Below are 20,785 nucleotides of genomic sequence, written 5' to 3'. Positions count from 1 at the left end.
CGGCGGACGCGCAGCTCTGGCAGAGCTAGCAGGTCTAGTCGGTGATGAGCTTGAAGGCGATCGCCATGACGATGGCGTTGTAGAAGAAGGCCAGGACCGAGTGGACGGTCACCGTCCAGCGCAGACGGCGGGAGGTGACGTTGACGTCGGAGGTGGCGAAGGTGGTTCCGATGGTCATGGCGAAGTAGACGTAGTCGGTCAGCTCGGGGTCCTTGATTCCGGGGAAGTCGAAGGCCGGGCCGTGGACGTGGTCGAGGCGCTCGTAGTGGCGGGCGTAGCTGAGGTGAAGCAGCGACCAGCCCAGGATCGCCATGAGAACGGTGGTGATGTTGAAAACCGTCCGGGCCAGGGCCAGTGCCTCCTGGCGATCGGTCCCGAGAATCGAGGGAAGATTCGTCACCAGTCCTGCCGGCAGGCTCAGCTCGAGGAGCGCCCCCAGGACTCCCATGAAGGCCGCGACGGCCGGCGTCATCCCCAGCAGGACGATCATCCACCGGCTCAGTCTCAGCGCGGGTGCCTGGGTGTCGTCATCGTCCGGGACGGTGCGACGCCTCCATGCCGCCCCCAGGGCGACGGCGACGTAGACCAGCGCCAGAAGGGTCCAGCCGATCATGGAGTAGAAGGCCATGGCCGTGTCGCCGCCGAAGATCGTCCCTGCCCCCAGGAGGACGAGCAGGGCCTCCACCACGAGGCCCACAGTGCTGGATCGCGTCATGGGCGCAGTCTGCCACGCGAAGGTGGTGGCGCCCCGGCACCACCACCTTCGTACGACGGCGCTGCCGGCCTGATACGGGGGCCGGCAGCGCCGTCGTCGGAAGACACAGCGGTCTGAGGCTCAGTCCTCAGCGGCGCTGGGGTGCGTCATGTCCATGGGCACGACCCACTTGTCGAACTCCTCGGCGGTGACGAAGCCGAGCTCGAGGGCGGACTCGCGCAGGGACAGGCCCTTGTGGTGCGCGTTCTTGGCGATCTTGGAGGCCTTGTCGTAGCCGATGTGGCGGTTGAGGGCGGTGACCTGCATGAGGTTGGTCTCCAGGTTGGCCTCGATCCGCTCGGTGTTGGGCTCGATGCCGTAGGCGCAGTTGGTGTCGAAGGAGACGCAGGCGTCGCCCAGGAGCTGGATGGACTCCAGGACGCACCAGGCCATGACCGGCTTGAAGACGTTGAGCTGGAAGTTGCCCTGGGAGCCCGCGAAGCCGACGGTGGCGTCGTTGCCGAAGACCTTCGTGGCCACCATGGTCATGGCCTCGCACTGGGTGGGGTTGACCTTGCCGGGCATGATGGAGCTGCCGGGCTCGTTCTCCGGGATGATGAGCTCGCCGATGCCGTTACGGGGGCCGGAGGCGTACCAGCGCACGTCGTTGGCGATCTTCATCAGGGCGTCACCCAGGACGCGCAGGGAGCCGGAGACCTGGACCAGGGCGTCGTGGGCTCCCAGGGCGGCGAAGAGGTTGTCCGCCTGGGTGAACTCGATGCCGGTCTCCTCGCTGATCTTGGCCGCGCACAGGGCCCCGAACCTCGGGTGGGCGTTGAGGCCGGTGCCCACGGCGGTCCCGCCGATGGCCAGCTCGCGGGCGCGGGAGTCGGCGTAGCGGATGCCGTCGAGGGCGAAGTCGATCTGGGCGACCCAGCCGCTGATGACCTGGCCCAGGGTGATGGGGGTGGCGTCCTGCAGGTGGGTGCGTCCCACCATGACAACGTCGGCGTAGGCCTTGGCCTTGGCGTCCAGGGTGTCGCGCAGCTGCTGGACGCGCGGGTACATGGCGGCCAGCTCGTTGACGACGGCGATGTGCATGGCCGTGGGGAAGGTGTCGTTGGAGGACTGGCCGCGGTTGACGTGGTCGTTGGGGTGGACCGGGGTCTTGGAGCCCCGTTCACCGCCGGCCAGCTCGATGGCGCGGTTGGAGATGACCTCGTTGGAGTTCATGTTGGACTGGGTGCCCGAGCCGGTCTGGAAGACCACGAGCGGGAACTCCGCGTCCAGGTCGCCGGCGATGACCTCGTCGCCGGCTCTGGCGATGAGGTCGGCGATGTCGGTGGGGAGCTCCCCGAGCTCGGCGTTGGCCAGGGCGGCGGACTTCTTGAGGATGCCGAGGGCCTTGATCATGGGGCGTCCCCACACGAAGGTCTCGCGGCCGATGTCGAAGTTGTGCAGGCTCCGCTCGGTCTGGGCCCCCCAGTATCGGTTGGCGTCCACCTCGATGGTGCCCATGGAGTCGGATTCGGTGCGGGTCGTGACAGCCTGGTCGGGCGTCTTTGCATCAGTTGTCATAGGTGCAAGGTTAGGTGCTCACGGTCGCGGAGGTGCGAGGACAGGTGTCCCAGACGCGTCTCAGATCGCTACCGGCCGACGACGTCGAGCACTCATGGCACCGCTTCAATGGCACCGAAGCTGCTCCAGAGCCGCTCCGATGCCGGCGGCGATCGTCGTGTGCGCGGCGGCCGCGAGGCGGACGACCTCGTCGGGGTCGGTGGGATCCTGCGCGAAGGACAGGTCGGAGACGATGCTCATGCCGGCCACGCGCACGCCGAGCTGGTGCAGGGCGATGGCCTCCATGATGGTGGACATGCCCACGCAGTCCGCGCCAAGGGCCTCCAGCATGCGGGTCTCGGCCATGGTCTGGTACTCCGGGCCTCGTAGGGCGGCGTAGACCCCGGAGCGCTCGGTCACGGCGCCCACGGCCTCGGCGAGCCCGGCGTCCCACACCCCACGCACGTCGACGAAGACCGGGCCGGTCAGGGGCGAGGATCCGGTGAGGTTGAGGTGGTCGGTGATGGTCATGACCTCACCGATCCTCCACCTGCGCAGGCAGCCACCGGCGTTGACCAGGACGGCCGCGCGCACCCCGGCGGCGGCCGCGATCCGGGCCAGGGCGACCACCGGCCCGGGACCGTGTCCCTCGTAGAGGTGGGTGCGCCCCCGGGCCACGAGCACGCGCAGCCGTCCCCCAGCGTCCTGCTCATAGCGGTCGACGACGTAGGAGTCGAGACGGTCCTCATGGCCCGGTGCGACCGGGGTGAGGACTCCGGGCAGGTCGGACAGGGGCAGGCTCGCCGCCGGCTCGCCCCAGGCGGCCAGGGCGTCGGCGGCGCCGGATCCCAGGACCACCAGGAGGTCATGGCCGGGAGTGCCGGTGCGCCGGGTGATCTGATGGGCCCCCTCCAAGGCTGGCCCCGGACCGTCGGGTCCCGCGGAGGCGCGCAGGGCCGTCATGCGCTCAGAACCGATGGCTGCACCGGGAACGGCGGACACGTCGTCGGTCATGAGCGGGCCTCCTGTCGGGCCACTCGACCTCGCCCCAGGGCGAGGTGCCCGAGCAGGCCGATGAGCAGAGCCACCAGCACACCGAGGTTGGCGCCGGCCCAGGCCCCCTCGCGACCACCCAGCGGCCCGAGCAGGTAGCCCTGCCAGGACAGCCAGGAGGCGGCCGAGTTGACCACGAGCCCCCATCCGACGACGGAGCCGGCGGCCACCAGGCCGATCGCCTCCCAGTTGACCGAGCCGTAGACGCCGTCGGGCGTGAAGAGGGCCTCCTCGTCGTAGTCACGGCGGCGCAGGACGACCTCGGCGACCATGACTCCGGCCCAGGCGGCGATGGCCACCCCGAGGGTGGTGAGGAAGCCCTGGAAAGGGCCGAGGAAGTCGTCGGCGCCGAAGATGACGGCGATGGTGCCCACGGTCATGATGGTGGCGTCGATCGAGGTGGCCACGTGCCGGCGCACGGGAAGGCCGGTGGCCAGCAGGGACAGGCCCGATGAGTACAGGTCCATGATGATGCCCCCGGCGAGCCCCAGGATGGCGACGATCGCGAAGGGGACGAGGAACCAGGTGGGCAGGATCGTGGTGAGGGCGCCGATGGGGTCGGCGTTGATGGCCTCCCCGAGGGCGGCGTCGGAGCCCACCAGGAGGATGCCGAAGAAGACCAGGACGACGCACGGCAGCGCCGAGCCCAGCGTCGTCCAGCCGATGACACCGGCCGTCGAGGCCTTGCGGGGCAGGTAGCGGGAGTAGTCGGCGGCGGCGTTGACCCAGCCCAGACCGAAGCCGGTGGCCACCATGACCAGGGCGCCGATGAAGGCCGCAGGGCCACCAGAGGGCAGGGCCAGGAGCGTGCGGAAGCTGATCTGGGGCGCGACGAGCACCAGGTAGATGACCGTCAGGACGCCGGTGGCCCAGGTGATCCAGGTCTGCACCTTCATGATGGCCTCGAAGCCGAGGATGCCGGCGCTGGCCGCCAGGCCAACGGTGAGCAGGAATCCCAGGATCTGGGCGCCGACCTGGTTGTGCCATCCCAGCGCCTGAAGCACCGTTGCCGAGGCCAGGGTGGCCGAGACGCACAGGACGGTCTCCCAGCCCACGGTGAGGACCCAGGACAGGGCGGCGGACAGGCGGTTGCCGTTGTAGCCGAAGGCGGCTCGGGACAGGGCCAGGGTGGGAGCGCTGCCCCGCTTGCCCAGGACGGCGATGACGCCGCACAGGAGGAACGACAGGACGACGCCGACGCTACCGGCCACCACCGCCTGCCAGAAGGACAGGCCGAAGCCGAGGACCCAGGCTCCCCATGACAGTCCCAGGACTGAGATGTTGGCGGCGAACCAGGGCATGAACAGGTCGCTGGGCCGACCTTTTCGATCGGACTCGGCAATGACGTCAAGACCGGCGTTCTCAACGCGGGAGGCGGCAGCGGGGGACTGCGCAGGTGTACTGCTCATGGGTAATCGACCTCGGTGTCGGATTCGAGGCGCCTCCAGGGCGGGGCGCCGAACGGGAGAACGGCCACTGGACGTTGTGAGACGCTCATGAAGGAGTGTAAGGCGCCGCCTGGCCAGCAGCCGCAAGCGCATGCCGCCTCACCCCAAAAATAAGTTGCACTATGCACTGAATTTGATTTCTATAGCAGTTCACATTCATTGTTGAGCAACGTCCCAGCCGGAGGCCTGTAGGGTCGAGGTGTCCGCCACGTCTCCTCCTCAGGAGACCTACCACGGAAAGGAGCTCTCATGAGCGACAACGGAACCTTCGACAGGATCGCCGGCAAGGCCAAGGAGGCCGCAGGCAAGGTGACCGGCAACAAGGAGACGGAGACCGAGGGCAAGCTCCAGAACGTTGAGGGCAAGGTCAAGGAGGCCGCGGAGGACGCCAAGGACGCCGTCAAGGGCGCGGTCAACCGCCTCAAGGGCGACAAGTAGCCAAGTAGCACGGACCGAGAACGGATGGCGCCCGGCCTCCGTGAAGAGGACCGGGCGCCGTTCGGCTCCTGTGATACCGGTTCAGCCGTCTGCAGGAATGAGGGTCGGTGCCACGTTGACCACGCTCTGCGAGGGGTCGGCCTGTCCCCAGGAGTTGTTCCCCCAGGTCCAGGTTCCCTTGTCGACCGTGGCCCACGTGTCGTAGCCGGAGGTGCCGATCTGGCTCACCCCAGTGACCTTGTCGACCTGCACCAGTCCGGACGGGGAGTCTGAGACAGTGCCGTTGACCTGCCCGTAGCGGTTGGAGCCGAAGCACCACACCGTTCCCCCGGTCAGTGCACAGGTGTGCTCGTAGCCCGAGACGAGCTCAGTGGGAACAGCCGGGAGCTTGCCGACCTCAACGGCCTGGTTGACGAGCGCCTCGTCAGTCTTCTTACCGAGCTGACCGACCTCGTTGGCGCCCCAGGCGTAGACGGTGCCCGATTCGTCCACGGCCACGGCGAAGCCCTTCCCCACGCTCAGTGCGGAGATCTTGACCTTCTCAAGCCCGGGCACCGCCGTCGGCGACACGCGCGCGCCCTGGGTGTTGGCCTGAGCGTCGGCGCCCCAGCAGGAGACGCCGGTGCCGTTGGAGGAGCAGACGAAGGATCCGCTGCCGGCACGCAGCGAGGCCGGTTTCGTGGCTGCGGGGGCGGCAGCGGACGGGGTCGAGGCCGCCGACTGCCTCCCGGGCCAGAGCCAGTGCCCACCCAGGGCCCCCGCCACCAGTCCGATGACGAGAACGCCGACCGCGACGACCGGCAGGACCCAGCCGCGGCGCGGAACACCGTCCGAGTACTGGGAACCGCCCTGACTCGACTGCATCTCGGCCACAGCGGGCAGCGGCTGGAGCCGGTAGCCCTGCGGCTGAGGCTGCGTCGGCGTCACTGTCTGCGGTTGGGGCGGCTCGGCGGCCGCTGACTGCGGCGCACCGTAGTCCACGGTCGAGCCGTCGGCGTCATCGCCCCCGTAGCCGTAGGTGCCGTCCGAGGCGAAGACGCTTCCAGGCGCCTCATAAGGAGCCATCAGCTCCTGCGTGGGCGGCTGCTGTGCAGGCGGGTAGCCGGTGAACTGGGGGGAGTATCCGGCGGACGAAGCGATCTGTTCGAGCTGCGCACGCTGCTCGGGCGTCCAGGCATGACCGGCGACAAGAGCCTCCCGAGCACGCTCAGGACTGCCACCGATGAACCACAGCACCCTGTCCCCGTCGAGCATCCGGTCATCCATGGGCCAGACCTCTCCTCAACGTGAAGGACCGATACGCGTCAGTACGCCAGCCTGCGGCGCGCCATGAGCATGGCAGCGCCCGTGGCACCGACCCCCACGGCCATCCAGGCGGCGGTCGTCCCCGCACCGGTCTGCGCGAGGGCAGGGCGGCTGGCACTGGTGGTACCGCCCTGGCGAGGCGCGGCGGCCTGCTCACGCGGAGCGTCGGCGGAGCCCTGGGCAGAGCCTTCGCCGGAGGCGGCGGGAGCGCTCTCGGAGGACTCCGCAGGCGCCTCGCCCTGGGGTGCCTGCTGCTCAGGAGCAGACTCACCCTGGGACTCGGCGGGGTCGCTCTGCTCGCTCTCACCCTGCTCGGCCGGTGCAGCCGGAGCGGCAGGCTTGTTCTGCTGCGCAGCGGCGTTGTCGGCTCCGGGCGTCTGCGGGTCGGCCTTGCCGGCGTCGTCCGCGGGAGCAGGAGCCGGCGCGGGCTCCGGAGCGGGGGCGGGCTTGCCGCCGTTGGGATCGGGGACAGCGGGGGCGGGAGTCTTGGGCTCGGGGTTTGCGGGAGAGTCGGCCTGCGGTGCTGCCTGCTCGGCCGCGGGAGCGGGATCTGACTCTGCGGCGGCCGCACCGACCGGGACGACCGACAGGGCAACGGCCGCGGACGCAGCCATCCACACGCTTCGCTTCATGGGAACTCCTTCAGCGCCGAGAACCGCGGGTTCTCGAGACGGGTCATAGGGCTTGGATGCCGACACCTTACCCGGCGGCACCCCGGTCGTGTCACGTCGCCGACACGGGTACCGCTCCCAGTGTTAGATACCTCACGCTACAGTGGGGTACCGTTGGACCCGCAGACGTCAAACCCGCAGCCCCAGTCCCCTCATCCTCGAGACGGCCCCCTGGGACAGCACCGTGTGGAGCTGCTCGGGAGCCATGGAACCGAGCAGCTCGGGGAACTGCCCGAGCAGCCTCTGGAAGGTCCCGATCTCCTCACCGACGACACGCCTTCCCCACAGCCCCAGGCGGGCGGCCAGCTGGGGGTCGACGGCGATGACCGCCTCCAGCTCGGCGACGGCGTAGGAGCCGATCGGGTCCTGACTGAGCTCATCGATGAGCCCGCCGCGCAGAGGCTCGGCCAACGAGTCGCTCAGCGCCATGCCGAAGTCGATGAGCAGGCCGAAGGCGATATAAGTCTTGAGAAGTCGCTCGGCCCAGTCCAGGGGGCGCAGGCGCTCGTCGAAGTCCCCCAGGACGTCCGTGAAGCGCTCGGCGGCCCCGGCGGCGTCGATGCCGTGCACCGACGCCAGCGCCACGACCCGATCGAAGGACCCGACCTCCCAGGCGCTCATACGCAGCAGGTCGACCCGGGCGGCCATCCGAGGGGCCCGGTCGGCGTCCTTGGCGTAGCGGGTGCAGGCCGCCGTCCTGGAGATGGCGACGACGCCGACGACCGACAGCTCGTGGGGGCCGACCCGCATCGGGGTGGAGGCGCTGGGCTGCGGTGACGGCGTCGGCATCTGGGTCATGGCCCCCATCGTAACCGGGTCCTCGCGCACACGAGGCGACCGCGACCCGACTCCGTGACATCAGACACGCCCGTGGCACGTTCTCTTACCCGGGGGCGCCATCGGGACGTTTTCCCGCTACGCTGACGGCGTCCACGGTTGCCCGGTCGTCAGATGGACTCAGATATGACTCGCGATCGGCTGCCACACCCGACGGCGCCACCGCCCACGCAGCGCACCTGAGCCGTGCGCGCGAGCGACAGCCGCGCCGGACCGGAACAACCTGACCAGAAGACAAGGAACCTCGTGAGCAACGAGCAGCACGGGGCCGACGCCGTCGAGCCCAGCAACAACTCCACAGACGAGCAGACCACCACCACCGACGGCGCCGACGCCAGCCCCAGCGCCCCTGTCTCCGCGTCCGGCATCATCGAGACGGCAGGTGCCCACGCCCCCGTCCTGGACGAGGCCACCCCCGACATCACCGACGAGGGCGACCAGACCGACCTGACCCGCAAGACCTTCGCCGACTTCGGAGTCGAGCCCGAGATCTGCGAGGCCCTGGCCGCCAAGGGCATCACCCACCCCTTCCCCATCCAGGCCCTTACCCTGCCGGTGGCCCTGGAGGGCCAGGACATCATCGGTCAGGCCAAGACCGGTACCGGCAAGACCCTGGGCTTCGGCATCCCCCTGCTCATGGACACCCTGGGCCCCGGGGAGGAGGGCTGGGACGAGGACCCCGCCTCCGGCAGCCCGCAGGGCCTGGTCATCCTGCCCACCCGCGAGCTCGCCAAGCAGGTCGCCGAAGAGCTGGCCACCGCCGCCGCCAAGCGCACCGTGCGCATCGTCCAGGTCTACGGCGGACGCGCCTACGAGCCCCAGATCGAGGACCTTCAGCGGGGCGCCGAAGTGGTCGTGGGAACGCCCGGTCGCCTCATCGACCTCATGGACCGCGGTGTGCTGGACCTGGCCCACGTGACCACCGTCGTCCTGGACGAGGCCGATGAGATGCTGGACCTGGGCTTCCTGCCGGACGTGGAGAAGATCCTGGCCCGTACTCGCCCCGACCGGCACACGATGCTGTTCAGCGCCACGATGCCCGGCGCCGTGGTCGCCCTGGCTCGCCGCTACATGACCCGCCCCACCCACATCCGCGCCCAGGACCCGGGTGATGAGGGCATGACCGTTCAGACGGTCCAGCAGGTCGTCTACCGCACCCACTCGATGAACAAGGTGGAGGTCGTCGCCCGGATCCTGCAGGCCCAGGGACGTGGGCGCACGATCATCTTCGCCCGCACCAAGCGCACGGCGGCCCGGGTGGCCGACGACCTGCGCGCGCGCGGCTTCGCCACCGCCGCCCTCCACGGGGACCTCGGGCAAGGGGCCCGCGAGCAGGCCCTGCGTGCCTTCCGCAACGGCAAGGTGGACGTGCTCGTGGCCACTGACGTGGCAGCCCGCGGTATCGACGTCGACGACGTCACCCACGTCATCAACTACCAGTGCCCCGAGGACGAGAAGATCTACGTCCACCGCATCGGGCGCACCGGCCGCGCCGGCAACTCCGGCACGGCGGTCACCTTCGTGGACTGGGACGACGTGCCGCGCTGGCGGATCATCGCCAAGGCCCTGGGGCTGCCCATCGAGGAGCCGGTGGAGACCTACCACACCAGCGAGCACCTCTTCTCCGACCTGTCGATCCCTCAGAAGGTCACCGGTCGCCTCCCCCGTCACAAGCGCACCCTGGAGGGCCTGGACGCCGAGGAGATCGAGGACCTGGGCGAGACCGGCAGACGCGGTCGCAAGCAGTCCGGCCGACAGGGCGGACGCGGTGGAGGCGACGACCACGGCCGACGGGGCCGCGGCGGCAGGGACACCAAGCGCGGTGAGCGCTCGCGCTCCCGACGCTCGGCCGACGGCGAGGCGAAGCCCCGGCGCAAGCGCACCCGCAAGCGCACTCGCGGCGGCCGTCCCATCGGCGGGCCGGCTGACGGGTCCGCCGGCGAGTAGGCTCTGCTCTCCCAGGCTTCTCCCGGGATTCTCCCGGGCTAGAGGCGGGTCTCCAGGAAGGCGAAGACTCCGTCGGCCATGATCTGGACCGCGATCGCCGCCAGGAGCAGCCCCATGACCCGGGTGAGGATCCGGATGCCGGAGGTGCCCAGCACCCGGTTGAGACCCAGGGAGAAGCGCAGCGCGATCCAGACGACGATATGCGTGCCGATGATCGCCGCCGTCACGGAGACCCATCCGGCCACGCCGCCACCGGTGGCGTCCACGGCGACCATCGCCGCGACGATCGCCCCGGGGCCCGCCAGGAGGGGCGTCCCCAGGGGGACGAGGGCCGCGTTGGAGGTGACGGCGTCGGGATCGGGGCTCTCATCGGCCTTGTCCGTCAGCAGCTCGAGGGCCACCAGGAGCAGGAGCAGCCCGCCGGCCACCTGGAGCGAGGGCACCGAGATGCCCAGGAACTTGAGGATGTAGCGGCCGAAGACCGCGAAGAGAAGGATGACGCCGAAGGAGACGACCGTGGCCTGGCGAGCGGAGGCGGCGCGCTCAGCCGGGTTCTGCCGGGAGGTCAGCGACAGGAAGATCGGGATGGCTCCCAGGGGGTCCTGAATGACCAGGAGCGTCATGAAGGTCGTGGCGAAGACCGTGGGCTCGAAGACGGACTGCAGCATGGTGGCTTTCTATCACCGGAGTCGCCAGGAGTCAGGGCGTGACGAGGTCGAGGGCGCCCTCGTCGAGGATCCGCTCCAGAAGCCCTGGTGGCATGAGGTTCTCCCCCAGGCGGTTGGGCTTACCCGTGCCGTGGTAGTCCGAGGCACCCGACAGCCCCAGGCCCAGGCGCTGAGCCAGAACGCGGACCTGCTCGCGCTGCTCGGGACCCTGGTCGCGGTGGTCGAGCTCCAGGGCGGCCAGCCCGGCCTCGGCCATCTCGGCGAAGACCTCATCGGGCACGAGGTAGCGCTGGCGCGAGGAGGCCCGAGGATGAGCGGCCACCGGGACCCCGCCGGCCGCTCGGACCAGCCGGCAGGCCTCGACCGGATCCAGCGCCCAGTGAATGACGTAGTAGGGGGAGTCAGTGGCCAGCGGTCCGGCGAAGGCCTCATTGCGGTCGGGGAAGGACCCGGCCGCCACCAGGGCGTCGGCGATGTGGGGCCTGCCGATCGTGTGGGAGTCGGAGGAGTGGGCGACGACGTCCTCCCAGGTGATCGGGTAGTCCTCGCTGAGGCGCTCGACCATCCGCTGGGCGCGGGTGTCCCGGGAGGTGCGGGCATGGGCGAAGGCCTCGTTCAGGGCGGGGTCGTCAGCCCGGTGCAGGTAGGACAGCAGGTGGAGGGTGACACCGCCGGCGGCGCAGGAGATCTCGGTGCCGCGCAGCAGGGCGACACCGGTTGCCGGTACGGCCGAGGCCGCCTCGTCCCAGCTGGCCGTCGTGTCGTGGTCGGTCAGCCCGATGACGTCAAGGCCGGCACCGGCCGCTTGGGCCATGAGCTCGGCGGGTGAGTCCGTGCCGTCGGAGCAGGCCGAGTGGGTGTGGGGGTCAATACGCACCGGGACAGTGTAGGGATGCGCGAGAGGGGAGGCGTGACAGACTGGACGGCATGAGTGAGCCGAGCCGCAGTATCCGCAGTATGAGTACCGCACCGCGCACCGGGGACACTGAGGACGCCGACGACGCACCGGTCCGCTTCGGGGTGATCGGGGCCGGTTTCATCGCCGGATGGTTCGCCGAGGCGGTCTCCCGGGAGCCTGCCGCACGCATCGTGGCCGTCACCTCCGCACGCCGCGAGCGCGCCGCCGCCTTCGCCGAGGAGCACGCGGTCCCTCACGCCCACGCCTCCTTGGAGGAGATGCTCGCGGCCCACGGATCCGGCTCCGAGGCGCCGATCGACGTCGTCTACGTGGGCTCACCCAACTCCTTGCACGCGAGCCAGACGATCACGGCGCTGGAGGCCGGTTTCCACGTACTGGTGGAGAAGCCCTTCGCCCTGACCCTCGCGCAGGCCGAGGCGATGGTGGAGGCAGCCGGGCGGGCCGACCGCTTCCTCATGGAGGGGTGGCTGTCCGCCTTCGAGCCGGGCGTGGCACGGGTGCGCGAGACGCTGCCGAGGCTGGGGCGGCTGCACCGGGTACTGCTGTCCAAGGAGCAGTTCTCCTCGCGGATGGAGACCTACCGGGCCGGCTCGCTGCCGCCGGCCTTCGACCCGGCCCTGGGCGGAGGCTCCCTCATGGACCTGGGCATCTACCCGGTCAACCTGGCCATCCACCTGTTCGGGGAGCCCGACCGGGTGACGGCCACGGGGGAGCTGCTGGACTCAGGCGCCGACGTACGGGGCACGGTCATCCTGTCCTACGACTCCGGTGAGCACGCCGGGCTGGAGGTCGTCTGCCTGCACTCCAAGACCTCTCCGGGGACGAAGTCGACCTTCACCTCGGATCGGGACGTGCTGAGTATCGATGACTGCCAGTGGCCCCGGCGCATCGAGCTGCGCGGTCCGGCCGCGACCAGGAGCTCGGACGAGGGGGTGCGGGCGCGCGAGGACCTGTCGGTCGAGCGCAGCGCTCAGCTGCCCGGCCACCAGCTCGCCTACGAGCTGGCCGAGGTGTGCCGCCTGGTGCGCGCCGGAGCGCGAGAGTCCGAGCTGCACCCCCTGGGGCACTCGGTGGCCGCGGTCAGGGTCCTGGAGGAGGCCCGCCGCCAGGTAGGGGTGCGCTTCCCGGCCGACGAACGGCACTGACCTCACCGAACTGACCTCATCGAGCGCCCTCAGACGCCCGGCGGCCTCTCCCAGGCACGGGCAGGGGCTCGACGGTGGGATGATGCCGCTATGACATCGACCTCCCCTGCAGACGACAGCCTCAACGACACCTCCGCGTCCGCCTCCTCCGAGGAGGCCCCCCAGTCCCTGGCGGCGCGCGGATCCAACCGGTCCCGCCAGCCCGACAACCAGGCCTTCAGGGACTTCATCGGCTCGGGCTGGGGCCCCCGCCCCGAGGGGCTGCCCGCACGCAGCGAGGCGGCCCCGTGGGCGGCTGCCCGCCGGGAGGCCCTCGGACGGCTCTTCCCCGGCGAGCGCCTGGTGCTGCCCGCCGGCGCGCTCAAGGTGCGCAACAACGACTGCGACTACCGCTTCCGGCCGCACAGCGCCTTCGCCCATCTGGCCGGGACGGGCACGGACTTCGAGCCCGACGCCGTCCTCGTCCTGGAGCCCCTCACCTCACCCGTCTCACCCGTCCAGGACACACCCTCGGCGGAACCGGACGATGCCGCCCCCACCCACGAGGCGGTCCTGTACTTCCGCCCCCGGGCCTCGCGCTCCAGCCAGGAGTTCTACGGCGACCCCCGCTACGGCGAGCTGTGGGTGGGGGTGCGCCCGTCCTTGGAGGAGGTCGAGTCGGCCACCGGTATGCGCTGCGCCCACATCGACTCCCTGCCCGATGCCCTGGCCAAGGACGCCGGCCCCGACGCGGTGCAGCTGCGCGTCGTCGCCGAGGCCGATGAGGCCGTCACCGCCCTAGTGACCACCACGCGCCAGAAGGTCGGGCTGGAGACCGGCCAGGCCGCCGCCGAGGTCGACGCCGGCCTGGCCGAGGCCGCCAGCGAGCTGCGCCTGACCAAGGACCCCTGGGAGATCGACCAGCTGCGCGCCGCCGTGGCCGCCACCAAGGAGGGCTTCGACGACCTCATCCGCTCCATCCCGCGGGCCCGCGGCCACTGGCGCGGCGAGCGGGTCCTGGAAGGCGCCTTCGGCGCCAAGGCGCGCGAGGAGGGCAACGGCCTGGGCTACGACACGATCGCCGCAGCGGGCAACCACGCCAACACGCTGCACTGGATCAACAACGACGGCGCCGTCGAGCCCGGCCAGCTGGTCCTGGTCGACGCCGGCGTGGAGGTCGACTCCCTCTACACCGCCGACGTCACCCGCACGATCCCGGTCGACGGCCGCTTCACCGAGGCCCAGCGCAGGATCTACCAGGCGGTGCTCGACGCCGCCGACGCCGCCTTCGAGCGGGCCGGCACCCCGGGCTGCCGCTTCAAGGACGTCCACGCCGCCGCCATGGAGGTGATCGCCGCCCGCCTGGAGGAGTGGGGGATGCTGCCCGAGGGGGTCAGCGCCGCCGACTCGCTGGCGCCCGAGGGCCAGTACCACCGGCGCTGGATGGTCCACGGGACCAGCCACCACCTGGGCCTGGACGTCCACGACTGCGCCCAGGCGCGCCGCGAGATGTACATGGAGGCCGAGCTCAGGCCGGGCATGTGCTTCACCATCGAGCCGGGCCTGTACTTCCGCGACGACGACCTGCTGGTGCCCGCCGAGATGCGCGGCACCGGTGTGCGCATCGAGGACGATGTCGTCGTGCGTGAGGACGGCAGCGTCGAGCGGCTGACCCAGGACGTGCCCCGCACCGTGGAGGAGGTCGAGGCCTGGGTGAGCGGACTCATCGCCTGAGCGCCTCCCCGCAGGTGGGCCAACACCCCTTGCGCATCATCGGCATCCATGAATAGCATCGTCATATGACGATGAAACATGGACTACTTCCCGAGGACCGCCCGCAGGACCACGGCGCCGTGCACGAGGCCTCCACCGTGGCCTCCCTGCTCGACGTCCTGGGGGACGCCACCCGTCTGGCGATCCTGCGTCACCTTCACGGCGGCGAGCACCGGGTGGTGGAGCTGACCGAGCACCTGGGCCTGGCCCAGTCGACCGTCTCCCAGCACCTGGCGATCCTGCGCAGCGCGGGTCTCATCTCCAGCCACTCCCACGGACGGGCCAACGTCAGCAGGATCGAGAATCCCGAGGCCATCGAGCAGGTCCTGGCCGCGGCCGAGTCCCTGGCCGACATCATCGCCTCCGGCTCCTCAGCCCCCTCCGGCCAGGACAGCCGGGACAGTCAGGACAGCCAGGACAGCCAAGCCAAGGAGCCGCTGTGAGCACCCCGGACAGCCACGACCACGACGACCACTCCCCCACCCCTGAGCACGCCCACGAGCACACTCACGGGCACTCGCACAACCACGGCGCGGGGGCCTCGCGAGGCCGGCTGCTGGTCGCCCTGTGCCTGTCGGCCACCGTCCTGGTGGCCGAGATCGTCACGGCGCTGCTGACCGGCTCGCTGGCCCTGCTGGCCGACGCCGGGCACATGCTCACCGACGTCGTCGGCCTGGTCATGGCCCTAACGGCCGCGCACCTGTCCACGCGGCCGGCCACGGACCGCTCCACCTGGGGCATGCGCCGCGCCGAGGTCATCGGGGCCGCGCTCCAGGCGGGCATGCTGGCCGTCGTCGGCCTCTTCGTGGCCTTCAAGGCGGTTCACAACCTGCTGATCGCCCCGCAGGTCGAGGCCTCCGGCATGCTCGTCATGGGCGTCATCGGGCTGGCCGCCAACGTCATCGCGCTGCTGGTCCTCTCCGGCGGGCGCCGTGGCGAGGGGCACGGCGAGAACCTCAACATGAGGGCCGCCTTCCTGGAGGTCCTCAACGACGCCCTGGGCTCCGTGGGCGTCATCATCGCGGCCGCGGTGGTGGCCCGCACCGGCTGGACCCGGGCCGACGCCGTGGCCTCCCTCCTCATCGCCGTCCTCATCCTGCCCCGGGCCGTGGCGCTGCTGCGCTCGGCCCTGGCCGTCCTCATGGACTTCACGCCCAAGGAGCTGGACCTGGCGCAGGTGCGCACCCACATGCTCGGCGTCGACCACGTCGAGGAGGTCCACGACCTGCACGCCTGGACGGTCTCCTCAGGGATGCCGGTGCTGACCGCGCACGTCGTCGTGCGCGACGAGTGCCTGCGCGACGGTCACACCGAGGAGATCCTCGATCGGCTCCAGGGCTGCGTGGCCGAGCACTTCCCGGTCAAGATCCAGCACGCGACCCTCCAGCTCGAGCCCGTCTCTCACCTCGAGCACGAGGTCGCCTACTGCTAGCGCGGGGCTCAGCCGCGGCGGTAGCGCCTGCGGGTCGGCTCGGGAACGTGCGCCGGCTCCCCGCCCTCCAGGTGCTCCCGGGCGAAGGCGAGCGCACTGGCGAGCCCCTCCAGGCGCTGGGCGGCCGTCATGGACCTGGTGGTCACCTCGACGACCACCTGTCCGCCGACGTCCTCGAAGCCGGTGGCCACCAGGTGCTTGAGGACCCCGGCGCAGTCCTGGTTTCCCTGCCCGGGCAGCAGGTGGTCATCCAGGGGGCCGGGAACGCCGTCGGTCAGATGCAGGTGGCGCAGGGTGGGTCCCAGGGAACGGGCCATGGCCAGGGCGTCGGATCCGGAGGTGGCGGCGTGGGAGATGTCCAGCGTCACCGACTTGTAGCCCTGCCCCACCGGGTCCCAGGTGGGCGAGTAGGCCTGGAAGTCGCGCGTGGAGTGGGCGTGCCGGGGCCTCCAGGTGAACATGTTCTCCACCGCCAGGTGGATGCCGGTGGTGGCCTCGCGCTGGGCGACCCCGGCGATGAAGGAGCGCGCGTAGCGGGTCTGCCAGAAGAACGGCGGGTGAAGCACCACCGTGGGCGCCTCGAGGTAGTGGGCCAGCTCGATGGAGCGGTCCACCTTGTCCCACGGGTCCGCGCCGAAGACCCCGCGGGTCACCAGCAGCGTGGGGGCGTGGACCGCCAGCACCGGCTGGTCGAACTTCTCCACCAGGGCCGCCAGACGGGTGGCGTCCTGAGAGGCCTTCTCGCTCCAGACCATGACCTCGATGCCGTCGTAGCCCAGCTCCTGGGCGATCGCGAAGGTGTCGGGAACGCTGCCGGGAACCACGCAGGCAGTCGACAGCCCCACCGGAATACTCATCGCCGAAATCCCTTGCCCCTCAGTCCTCGTCGGTCCTCGTCAGTCCTCATCGGTCGTTGTCGCCGGAGCCGGCGTCGCCACCGGGGCCCCGCGACGACGTCGAGTCACCTGGTTCCTCCTGATCCTCCCGGCGCGAGGGGCGCCGGAACGGGTCGTAGTCCTCGGGGACGGCAGGAGTGCTCGTCAGCGGCTCCGAGGCCGGTCCGGGAGTCATGTCGGAGGCGGTGCTGTCGGGCTGCGGCAGCCGCACCCCGAAGCGGGGCTGCTCGTCGGGGCGGGAGCCGAAGGCCGTCGGCCCGGAGGTCGTCTCCCGGGCCCGACGACGCTCCTGGGACCGGCGCTGGGCCTCTCCCCCGCGCGTGAGGTTGCCCGGGACATCGGTCAGCGCCTGGGCCGCCTCACGGGCCTCACGGGCGGCGATGATCGAGTAGCGCGAGGCCACGACCTGGCTGATCGAGGTGAAGTCGCGCCGTCCACGCGTCAGGGCGTAGCTGAAGAGCTGGAAGACGATGCCCCACAGCACCCCCAGCAGGACACAGGCCCAGAAGCTGAGCCGGGGCCCGCTGCTGCCGGCCACCGACATGATGAGACCGAAGAACACCCCGATCCACAGGCCGCTCATGGCCCCCGACATCGCCGCACGCCCCCAGCTCATGCGCCCGGTGATGCGCTCGACCTGCCGCAGGTCGGTACCGATGATCGCCAGGTGCTGGACCGGGAAGCCCTGGTCGGACAGGGCGTCGACGGCCCTTTGCGCCTCGGGGTAGGTCGCGAAGGAGGCCACCTCCTCACCCTGGGGCATGACACCACCGCTGGGCGAGGACAGGGAGGACAGCGGGCTCGGATTGGCACTCATGGGGGCTATCGTCGCACGCGCGGGCACGCGGTACAGACCCATCGGCAGGCATTCACGCCTCAGGCGCATAGGCTTGGCTTGTGGAGAACACCAGGACGCGCACGACCAGCAGGGTCTTTGTGGCCCGCCTCATCGGCACCTCCGTCTTCGACCCCCTGGGCGACGCGGTGGGCAAGGTCCATGACGTCGTCGTCCTGCTGCAGATGCGCGGGGAGCCGCGGGCGGTCGGGTTCGTCACCGAGGTCTCCAGCCGGCGCCGCGTCTTCCTGCCCCTGTCCCGGGTCACCGCGATCGAGCCCGGCGCCGTCATCACCACGGGGCTGATGAACATCCGCCGCTTCACCCAGCGCCATGTGGAGACCCTCGTCGTCGGCGAGCTGCTGGACCGTGTGGTCACGATGCGTGACGGCTCCGGCAACGTCACCGTGCGGGACGTGGCCATCGAGCGCGACCGCGGTATGGACTGGAAGGTGACCCGCCTGTTCGTCCAGCGGGCCGCCACCGGGCCGCTGGGCCTGCGACGCGGGGAGACCTTCACGGTGCGCCCCGACGAGGTCACGGGCCTGGCCGCCAGCGCCGACCAGCAGGGGGCCACCGCGCTGCTGGCCACCCTGGAGGACCTCAAGGCCGCCGACCTGGCCGACGTCATGCGCGACCTGCCCCAGGACAGCCAGATGCGCGTGGCCGCCGAGCTGACCGACGAGCGCCTGGCCGATGTCCTCGAGGAGCTCGGCAACGAGGACGCCGTCGCGCTGCTGTCGCGCCTGGAGGCCGGGCGCGCCGCGGACGTCCTGGACGCCATGCAGCCCGACGACGCCGCCGACCTGGTGGCCGACCTCCCCCAGCTCAAGGCCACCGAGCTCCTGGGCCTCATGGAGCCCGAGGAGGCCGAGGACGTGCGCCGCCTCATGGCCTACGACGACTACACCGCCGGCGGCCTCATGACCACCGAGCCGATCATCCTGCCCCCCGAGGCGACGGTGGCGACCTTCCTGGCCCAGTCCCGCAAGGCCGAGATCCCCCCGGCCCTGGCCGCCATCGGCTTCGTGTGCCGCCCTCCCCTGGAGTCGCCAACCGGCAAGTTCGTGGGCGTGGTCCACTTCCAGCGGGCGCTGCGCGAGCGGCCTCAGCGGCTGGTCGGCTCGATCGTGGACACCGACGTCGACTCAGTGCGCGCCGAGGACTCCATCGGCACCGTCACCCGCCTGCTGGCCACCTACAACCTGACCGCGCTGCCGGTGCTCGACGACGCCGGGCGCCTGCTGGGCGCCGTCAGCGTCGACGACGTCCTGGACCACCTCATGCCCGACGACTGGCGCGTGGCCGACGAGGCCGTCACCGACGAGACGATCGAGAGGGGCGCCAATGCCTGACCAGCTCGACCAGCCGCTGCCCGACAACCGCCTTCGGTGGCTGCGCAGGACCCACCCGGCACGGGCCTCCCGCTCGGACGGGTTCGGGCGCTTCGCCGAGGCGACCGCCCGTTTCATGGGATCGCCCCAGTTCGTGCTCTACATGTCGATCTTCGTCTTCGTGTGGATCGTCGCCAACCTCCTGCTGGCCAAGACGCAGGGCGAGAAGGCCGCCTGGGACCCCTACCCCTTCATCCTGCTCAACCTGGCCTTCTCCACCCAGGCCTCCTACTCGGCACCCCTCATCATGCTGGCCCAGAACCGGCAGGACGACCGCGACCGCGTCACCGCCGAGCAGGACCGCCAGCGCGCCCAGCGCAACCTGGAGGACACCGAGTTCCTCACCCGGGAGATCGCCGCCCTGCGCCTGGCCATGAACGACGTCGCCACCCGCGACTTCGTGCGCAGCGAACTGCGCGACATGCTCAGCGAGATCCTCGCCGAGGAGCGCCTAACCCGTGAGGAGATTACCGAGATCGCGGAGTTCCAGGAGGGCACCGACGGCGAGCCCGGCGCCCAGCCCGGTCAGCACGTGTCGCACTGAGCGCCGCCCGCCCGACTCACGTGGGACGTGCCACCTGTTGAGGCTCCAAGCGCCGCCTCTAGGATGGGGCCATGCCGCTACCGACTCATGACGCCGTCATGGAGGCGCTGGACAAGGTCATCGACCCCGAGCTGCGCCGCCCCGTCACCGACCTGGGAATGGTCTCCTCCGTTGACATCGCCGAGGACGGCGTCGTCAGCGTCGAGGTGCTGCTGACCGTGGCCGGGTGCCCCCTGAAGGACACGATCACCGCCGACACCCAGCGGGAGGTCGGCTCCGTCGAGGGCGTCACCGGGGTCGAGGTGAGCCTGGGGGTCATGAACGACGAGCAGAAGGCCGAGCTGCGCCGCCGCCTGCGCGGAGGAGCCGCCGAGCCGGTGGTGCCCTTCACCCAGCCGGGCAACCTCACCAGGGTCTACGCCGTCACCTCCGGCAAGGGCGGGGTCGGCAAGTCCTCGGTGACGGCGAACCTGGCAGCCGCCATGGCCGCACAGGGCCTGAGCGTGGGCGTCGTCGACGCCGACATCTACGGCTTCTCCATCCCCCGCATGCTGGGCGTGGACCGGGTCCCCACCCAGCTCGACGGCATGATCGTGCCGCCCGTGGCCCACGGGGTGAAGGTCATCTCGATCGGCATGTTCGTCGAGGACAAGCAGCCGGTGGTCTGGCGCGGCCCCATGCTGCACCGCGCCGTCCAGCAGTTCCTCTCCGACGTCTTCTGGGGCGACCTGGACGTCCTCCTGCTGGACCTGCCGCCAGGGACCGGCGACGTGACCATCTCGGTGGCCCAGCTGCTGCCCAATGCGGAGATCCTCGTGGTCACGACCCCGCAGACGGCCGCCGCCGAGGTGGCCGAGCGCACCGGCCTCATCGCCGCCCAGACCCACCAGAGGGTGGTCGGCGTCATCGAGAACATGTCCTACATGCCCCAGCCCGACGGCTCGCGCCTGGAGATCTTCGGCTCCGGCGGGGGCACGATCGTCAGCGCGTCCCTGAGCGAGACCCTTGGCTACGAGGTGCCGCTGCTGGCCCAGCTGCCGCTGGACATCCGCCTGCGCGAGGGCTCCGACACCGGTCACCCGGCCACCGTGGCCGACGACGGCAGGCCCGCCGCCGACGCCCCCGCGGCCCTGGAGCTGTCCGCCGTCGCCCAGCGCCTGAGCCACCGCGCCCGCGGCCTGGCCGGCAAGAGCCTGGGAGTGACCCCGGCCTGATCTGATTTCTCGCCGAGACCGACATTTTTCGCGTAG

Annotated in this window: 20 protein-coding genes; 9 read left to right on the top strand and 11 right to left on the bottom strand. The window is 70.6% G+C overall.

Translation table 11 applies throughout. From position 1 onward, the window contains the following. Positions 1–34 precede the first annotated feature (34 nt). The 4 genes from EL340_RS01020 to EL340_RS01005 all read right to left on the bottom strand — a co-directional run bounded on the left by EL340_RS01020 (position 35) and on the right by EL340_RS01005 (position 4,713). A complete protein-coding gene (locus tag EL340_RS01020) occupies positions 35–715 on the bottom strand; it encodes a DUF1345 domain-containing protein (protein ID WP_232023157.1) in 681 nt (226 codons plus the stop codon). Positions 716–835: 120 nt separating this feature from the next. Continuing rightward, a complete protein-coding gene (gene fumC, locus EL340_RS01015) occupies positions 836–2,272 on the bottom strand; it encodes a class II fumarate hydratase (RefSeq protein WP_126413047.1) in 1,437 nt (478 codons plus the stop codon). A gap of 105 nt (positions 2,273–2,377) precedes the next feature. Then, positions 2,378–3,214 carry a purine-nucleoside phosphorylase gene (locus EL340_RS01010; RefSeq protein ID WP_408608592.1) on the bottom strand — a complete coding sequence of 279 codons (837 nt, stop codon included), beginning with the start codon at positions 3,212–3,214 and terminating at the stop codon, positions 2,378–2,380. A gap of 47 nt (positions 3,215–3,261) precedes the next feature. Further along, on the bottom strand, positions 3,262–4,713 hold the full coding sequence (locus EL340_RS01005) for a purine-cytosine permease family protein (protein WP_126413045.1): 1,452 nt from the start codon (positions 4,711–4,713) through the stop codon (positions 3,262–3,264). Positions 4,714–5,001: 288 nt separating this feature from the next. Between EL340_RS01005 and EL340_RS01000 the strand changes: the two genes are divergently transcribed. Further along, positions 5,002–5,190 (top strand): CsbD family protein, encoded by a 189-nt coding sequence (locus EL340_RS01000; RefSeq protein WP_126413044.1) that lies wholly within the window; start codon positions 5,002–5,004, stop codon positions 5,188–5,190. Positions 5,191–5,271: 81 nt separating this feature from the next. On the opposite strand, the gene EL340_RS00995 is transcribed toward EL340_RS01000, so the two are convergent. The 3 genes from EL340_RS00995 to EL340_RS00985 form a co-directional block, all read right to left on the bottom strand. After that, the gene (locus EL340_RS00995; RefSeq protein WP_126413043.1) at positions 5,272–6,456 is read right to left on the bottom strand and encodes an RCC1 domain-containing protein; all 1,185 of its coding nucleotides are present in this window, start codon (positions 6,454–6,456) and stop codon (positions 5,272–5,274) included. Positions 6,457–6,494: 38 nt separating this feature from the next. Beyond that, complete coding sequence (locus EL340_RS00990) at positions 6,495–7,127, bottom strand: prolipoprotein diacylglyceryl transferase (protein WP_126413042.1); 633 nt, start codon at positions 7,125–7,127, stop codon at positions 6,495–6,497. 168 nt (positions 7,128–7,295) lie between these two features. Next, a complete protein-coding gene (locus EL340_RS00985; RefSeq protein ID WP_126413041.1) occupies positions 7,296–7,973 on the bottom strand; it encodes a ferritin-like fold-containing protein in 678 nt (225 codons plus the stop codon). Positions 7,974–8,249: 276 nt separating this feature from the next. On the opposite strand from EL340_RS00985, the gene EL340_RS00980 reads away from it, so the two are divergent. Continuing rightward, a complete protein-coding gene (locus EL340_RS00980; RefSeq protein WP_126413040.1) occupies positions 8,250–9,950 on the top strand; it encodes a DEAD/DEAH box helicase in 1,701 nt (566 codons plus the stop codon). 38 nt (positions 9,951–9,988) lie between these two features. Here EL340_RS00980 and EL340_RS00975 read toward each other — a convergent pair whose 3' ends face one another. Then, positions 9,989–10,618: a MarC family protein gene (locus tag EL340_RS00975; RefSeq protein WP_126413039.1), complete on the bottom strand. Its 630-nt coding sequence runs from the start codon at positions 10,616–10,618 to the stop codon at positions 9,989–9,991. A gap of 31 nt (positions 10,619–10,649) precedes the next feature. Next, positions 10,650–11,495 (bottom strand): PHP domain-containing protein, encoded by an 846-nt coding sequence (locus EL340_RS00970; RefSeq protein WP_126413038.1) that lies wholly within the window; start codon positions 11,493–11,495, stop codon positions 10,650–10,652. 80 nt (positions 11,496–11,575) lie between these two features. Here EL340_RS00970 and EL340_RS00965 point away from each other — a divergent pair, with 80 nt between their 5' ends. The 4 genes from EL340_RS00965 to EL340_RS00950 all read left to right on the top strand — a co-directional run bounded on the left by EL340_RS00965 (position 11,576) and on the right by EL340_RS00950 (position 15,866). Beyond that, positions 11,576–12,682 carry a Gfo/Idh/MocA family protein gene (locus tag EL340_RS00965; protein WP_232023328.1) on the top strand — a complete coding sequence of 369 codons (1,107 nt, stop codon included), beginning with the start codon at positions 11,576–11,578 and terminating at the stop codon, positions 12,680–12,682. Between the two features lie 90 nt (positions 12,683–12,772). After that, complete coding sequence (locus EL340_RS00960) at positions 12,773–14,395, top strand: aminopeptidase P family protein (protein ID WP_126413036.1); 1,623 nt, start codon at positions 12,773–12,775, stop codon at positions 14,393–14,395. Positions 14,396–14,460: 65 nt separating this feature from the next. Further along, the gene (locus EL340_RS00955) at positions 14,461–14,877 is read left to right on the top strand and encodes an ArsR/SmtB family transcription factor (protein WP_126413035.1); all 417 of its coding nucleotides are present in this window, start codon (positions 14,461–14,463) and stop codon (positions 14,875–14,877) included. Further along, positions 14,874–15,866 carry a cation diffusion facilitator family transporter gene (locus tag EL340_RS00950; protein ID WP_126413034.1) on the top strand — a complete coding sequence of 331 codons (993 nt, stop codon included), beginning with the start codon at positions 14,874–14,876 and terminating at the stop codon, positions 15,864–15,866. The genes EL340_RS00955 and EL340_RS00950 overlap by 4 nt, the downstream gene beginning before the upstream one ends. A gap of 8 nt (positions 15,867–15,874) precedes the next feature. Here the strand turns inward: EL340_RS00950 and EL340_RS00945 are convergent, their stop codons facing one another. Beyond that, positions 15,875–16,723: a sugar phosphate isomerase/epimerase family protein gene (locus EL340_RS00945; protein ID WP_126413033.1), complete on the bottom strand. Its 849-nt coding sequence runs from the start codon at positions 16,721–16,723 to the stop codon at positions 15,875–15,877. A 46-nt stretch (positions 16,724–16,769) separates the two neighbouring features. Beyond that, a complete protein-coding gene (locus tag EL340_RS00940; protein WP_126413032.1) occupies positions 16,770–17,579 on the bottom strand; it encodes a YflT domain-containing protein in 810 nt (269 codons plus the stop codon). A gap of 80 nt (positions 17,580–17,659) precedes the next feature. On the opposite strand from EL340_RS00940, the gene EL340_RS00935 reads away from it, so the two are divergent. The 3 genes from EL340_RS00935 to EL340_RS00925 all read left to right on the top strand — a co-directional run bounded on the left by EL340_RS00935 (position 17,660) and on the right by EL340_RS00925 (position 20,749). After that, positions 17,660–18,952: a magnesium transporter MgtE N-terminal domain-containing protein gene (locus EL340_RS00935; protein ID WP_126413031.1), complete on the top strand. Its 1,293-nt coding sequence runs from the start codon at positions 17,660–17,662 to the stop codon at positions 18,950–18,952. Beyond that, positions 18,945–19,535 carry a DUF1003 domain-containing protein gene (locus tag EL340_RS00930; protein WP_126413030.1) on the top strand — a complete coding sequence of 197 codons (591 nt, stop codon included), beginning with the start codon at positions 18,945–18,947 and terminating at the stop codon, positions 19,533–19,535. The genes EL340_RS00935 and EL340_RS00930 overlap by 8 nt, the downstream gene beginning before the upstream one ends. 71 nt (positions 19,536–19,606) lie before the next feature. Further along, positions 19,607–20,749, top strand: coding sequence for an Mrp/NBP35 family ATP-binding protein (locus EL340_RS00925; RefSeq protein WP_126413029.1), 1,143 nt, complete (start codon positions 19,607–19,609; stop codon positions 20,747–20,749). Positions 20,750–20,785 lie beyond the last annotated feature (36 nt).

Source organism: Actinomyces viscosus (assembly GCF_900637975.1).
GTDB classification, from domain to species: domain Bacteria; phylum Actinomycetota; class Actinomycetes; order Actinomycetales; family Actinomycetaceae; genus Actinomyces; species Actinomyces viscosus.
The sequence above is the reverse complement of the archived record's forward strand: the minus strand, read 5'-3'. Positions and strand labels throughout refer to the sequence as shown.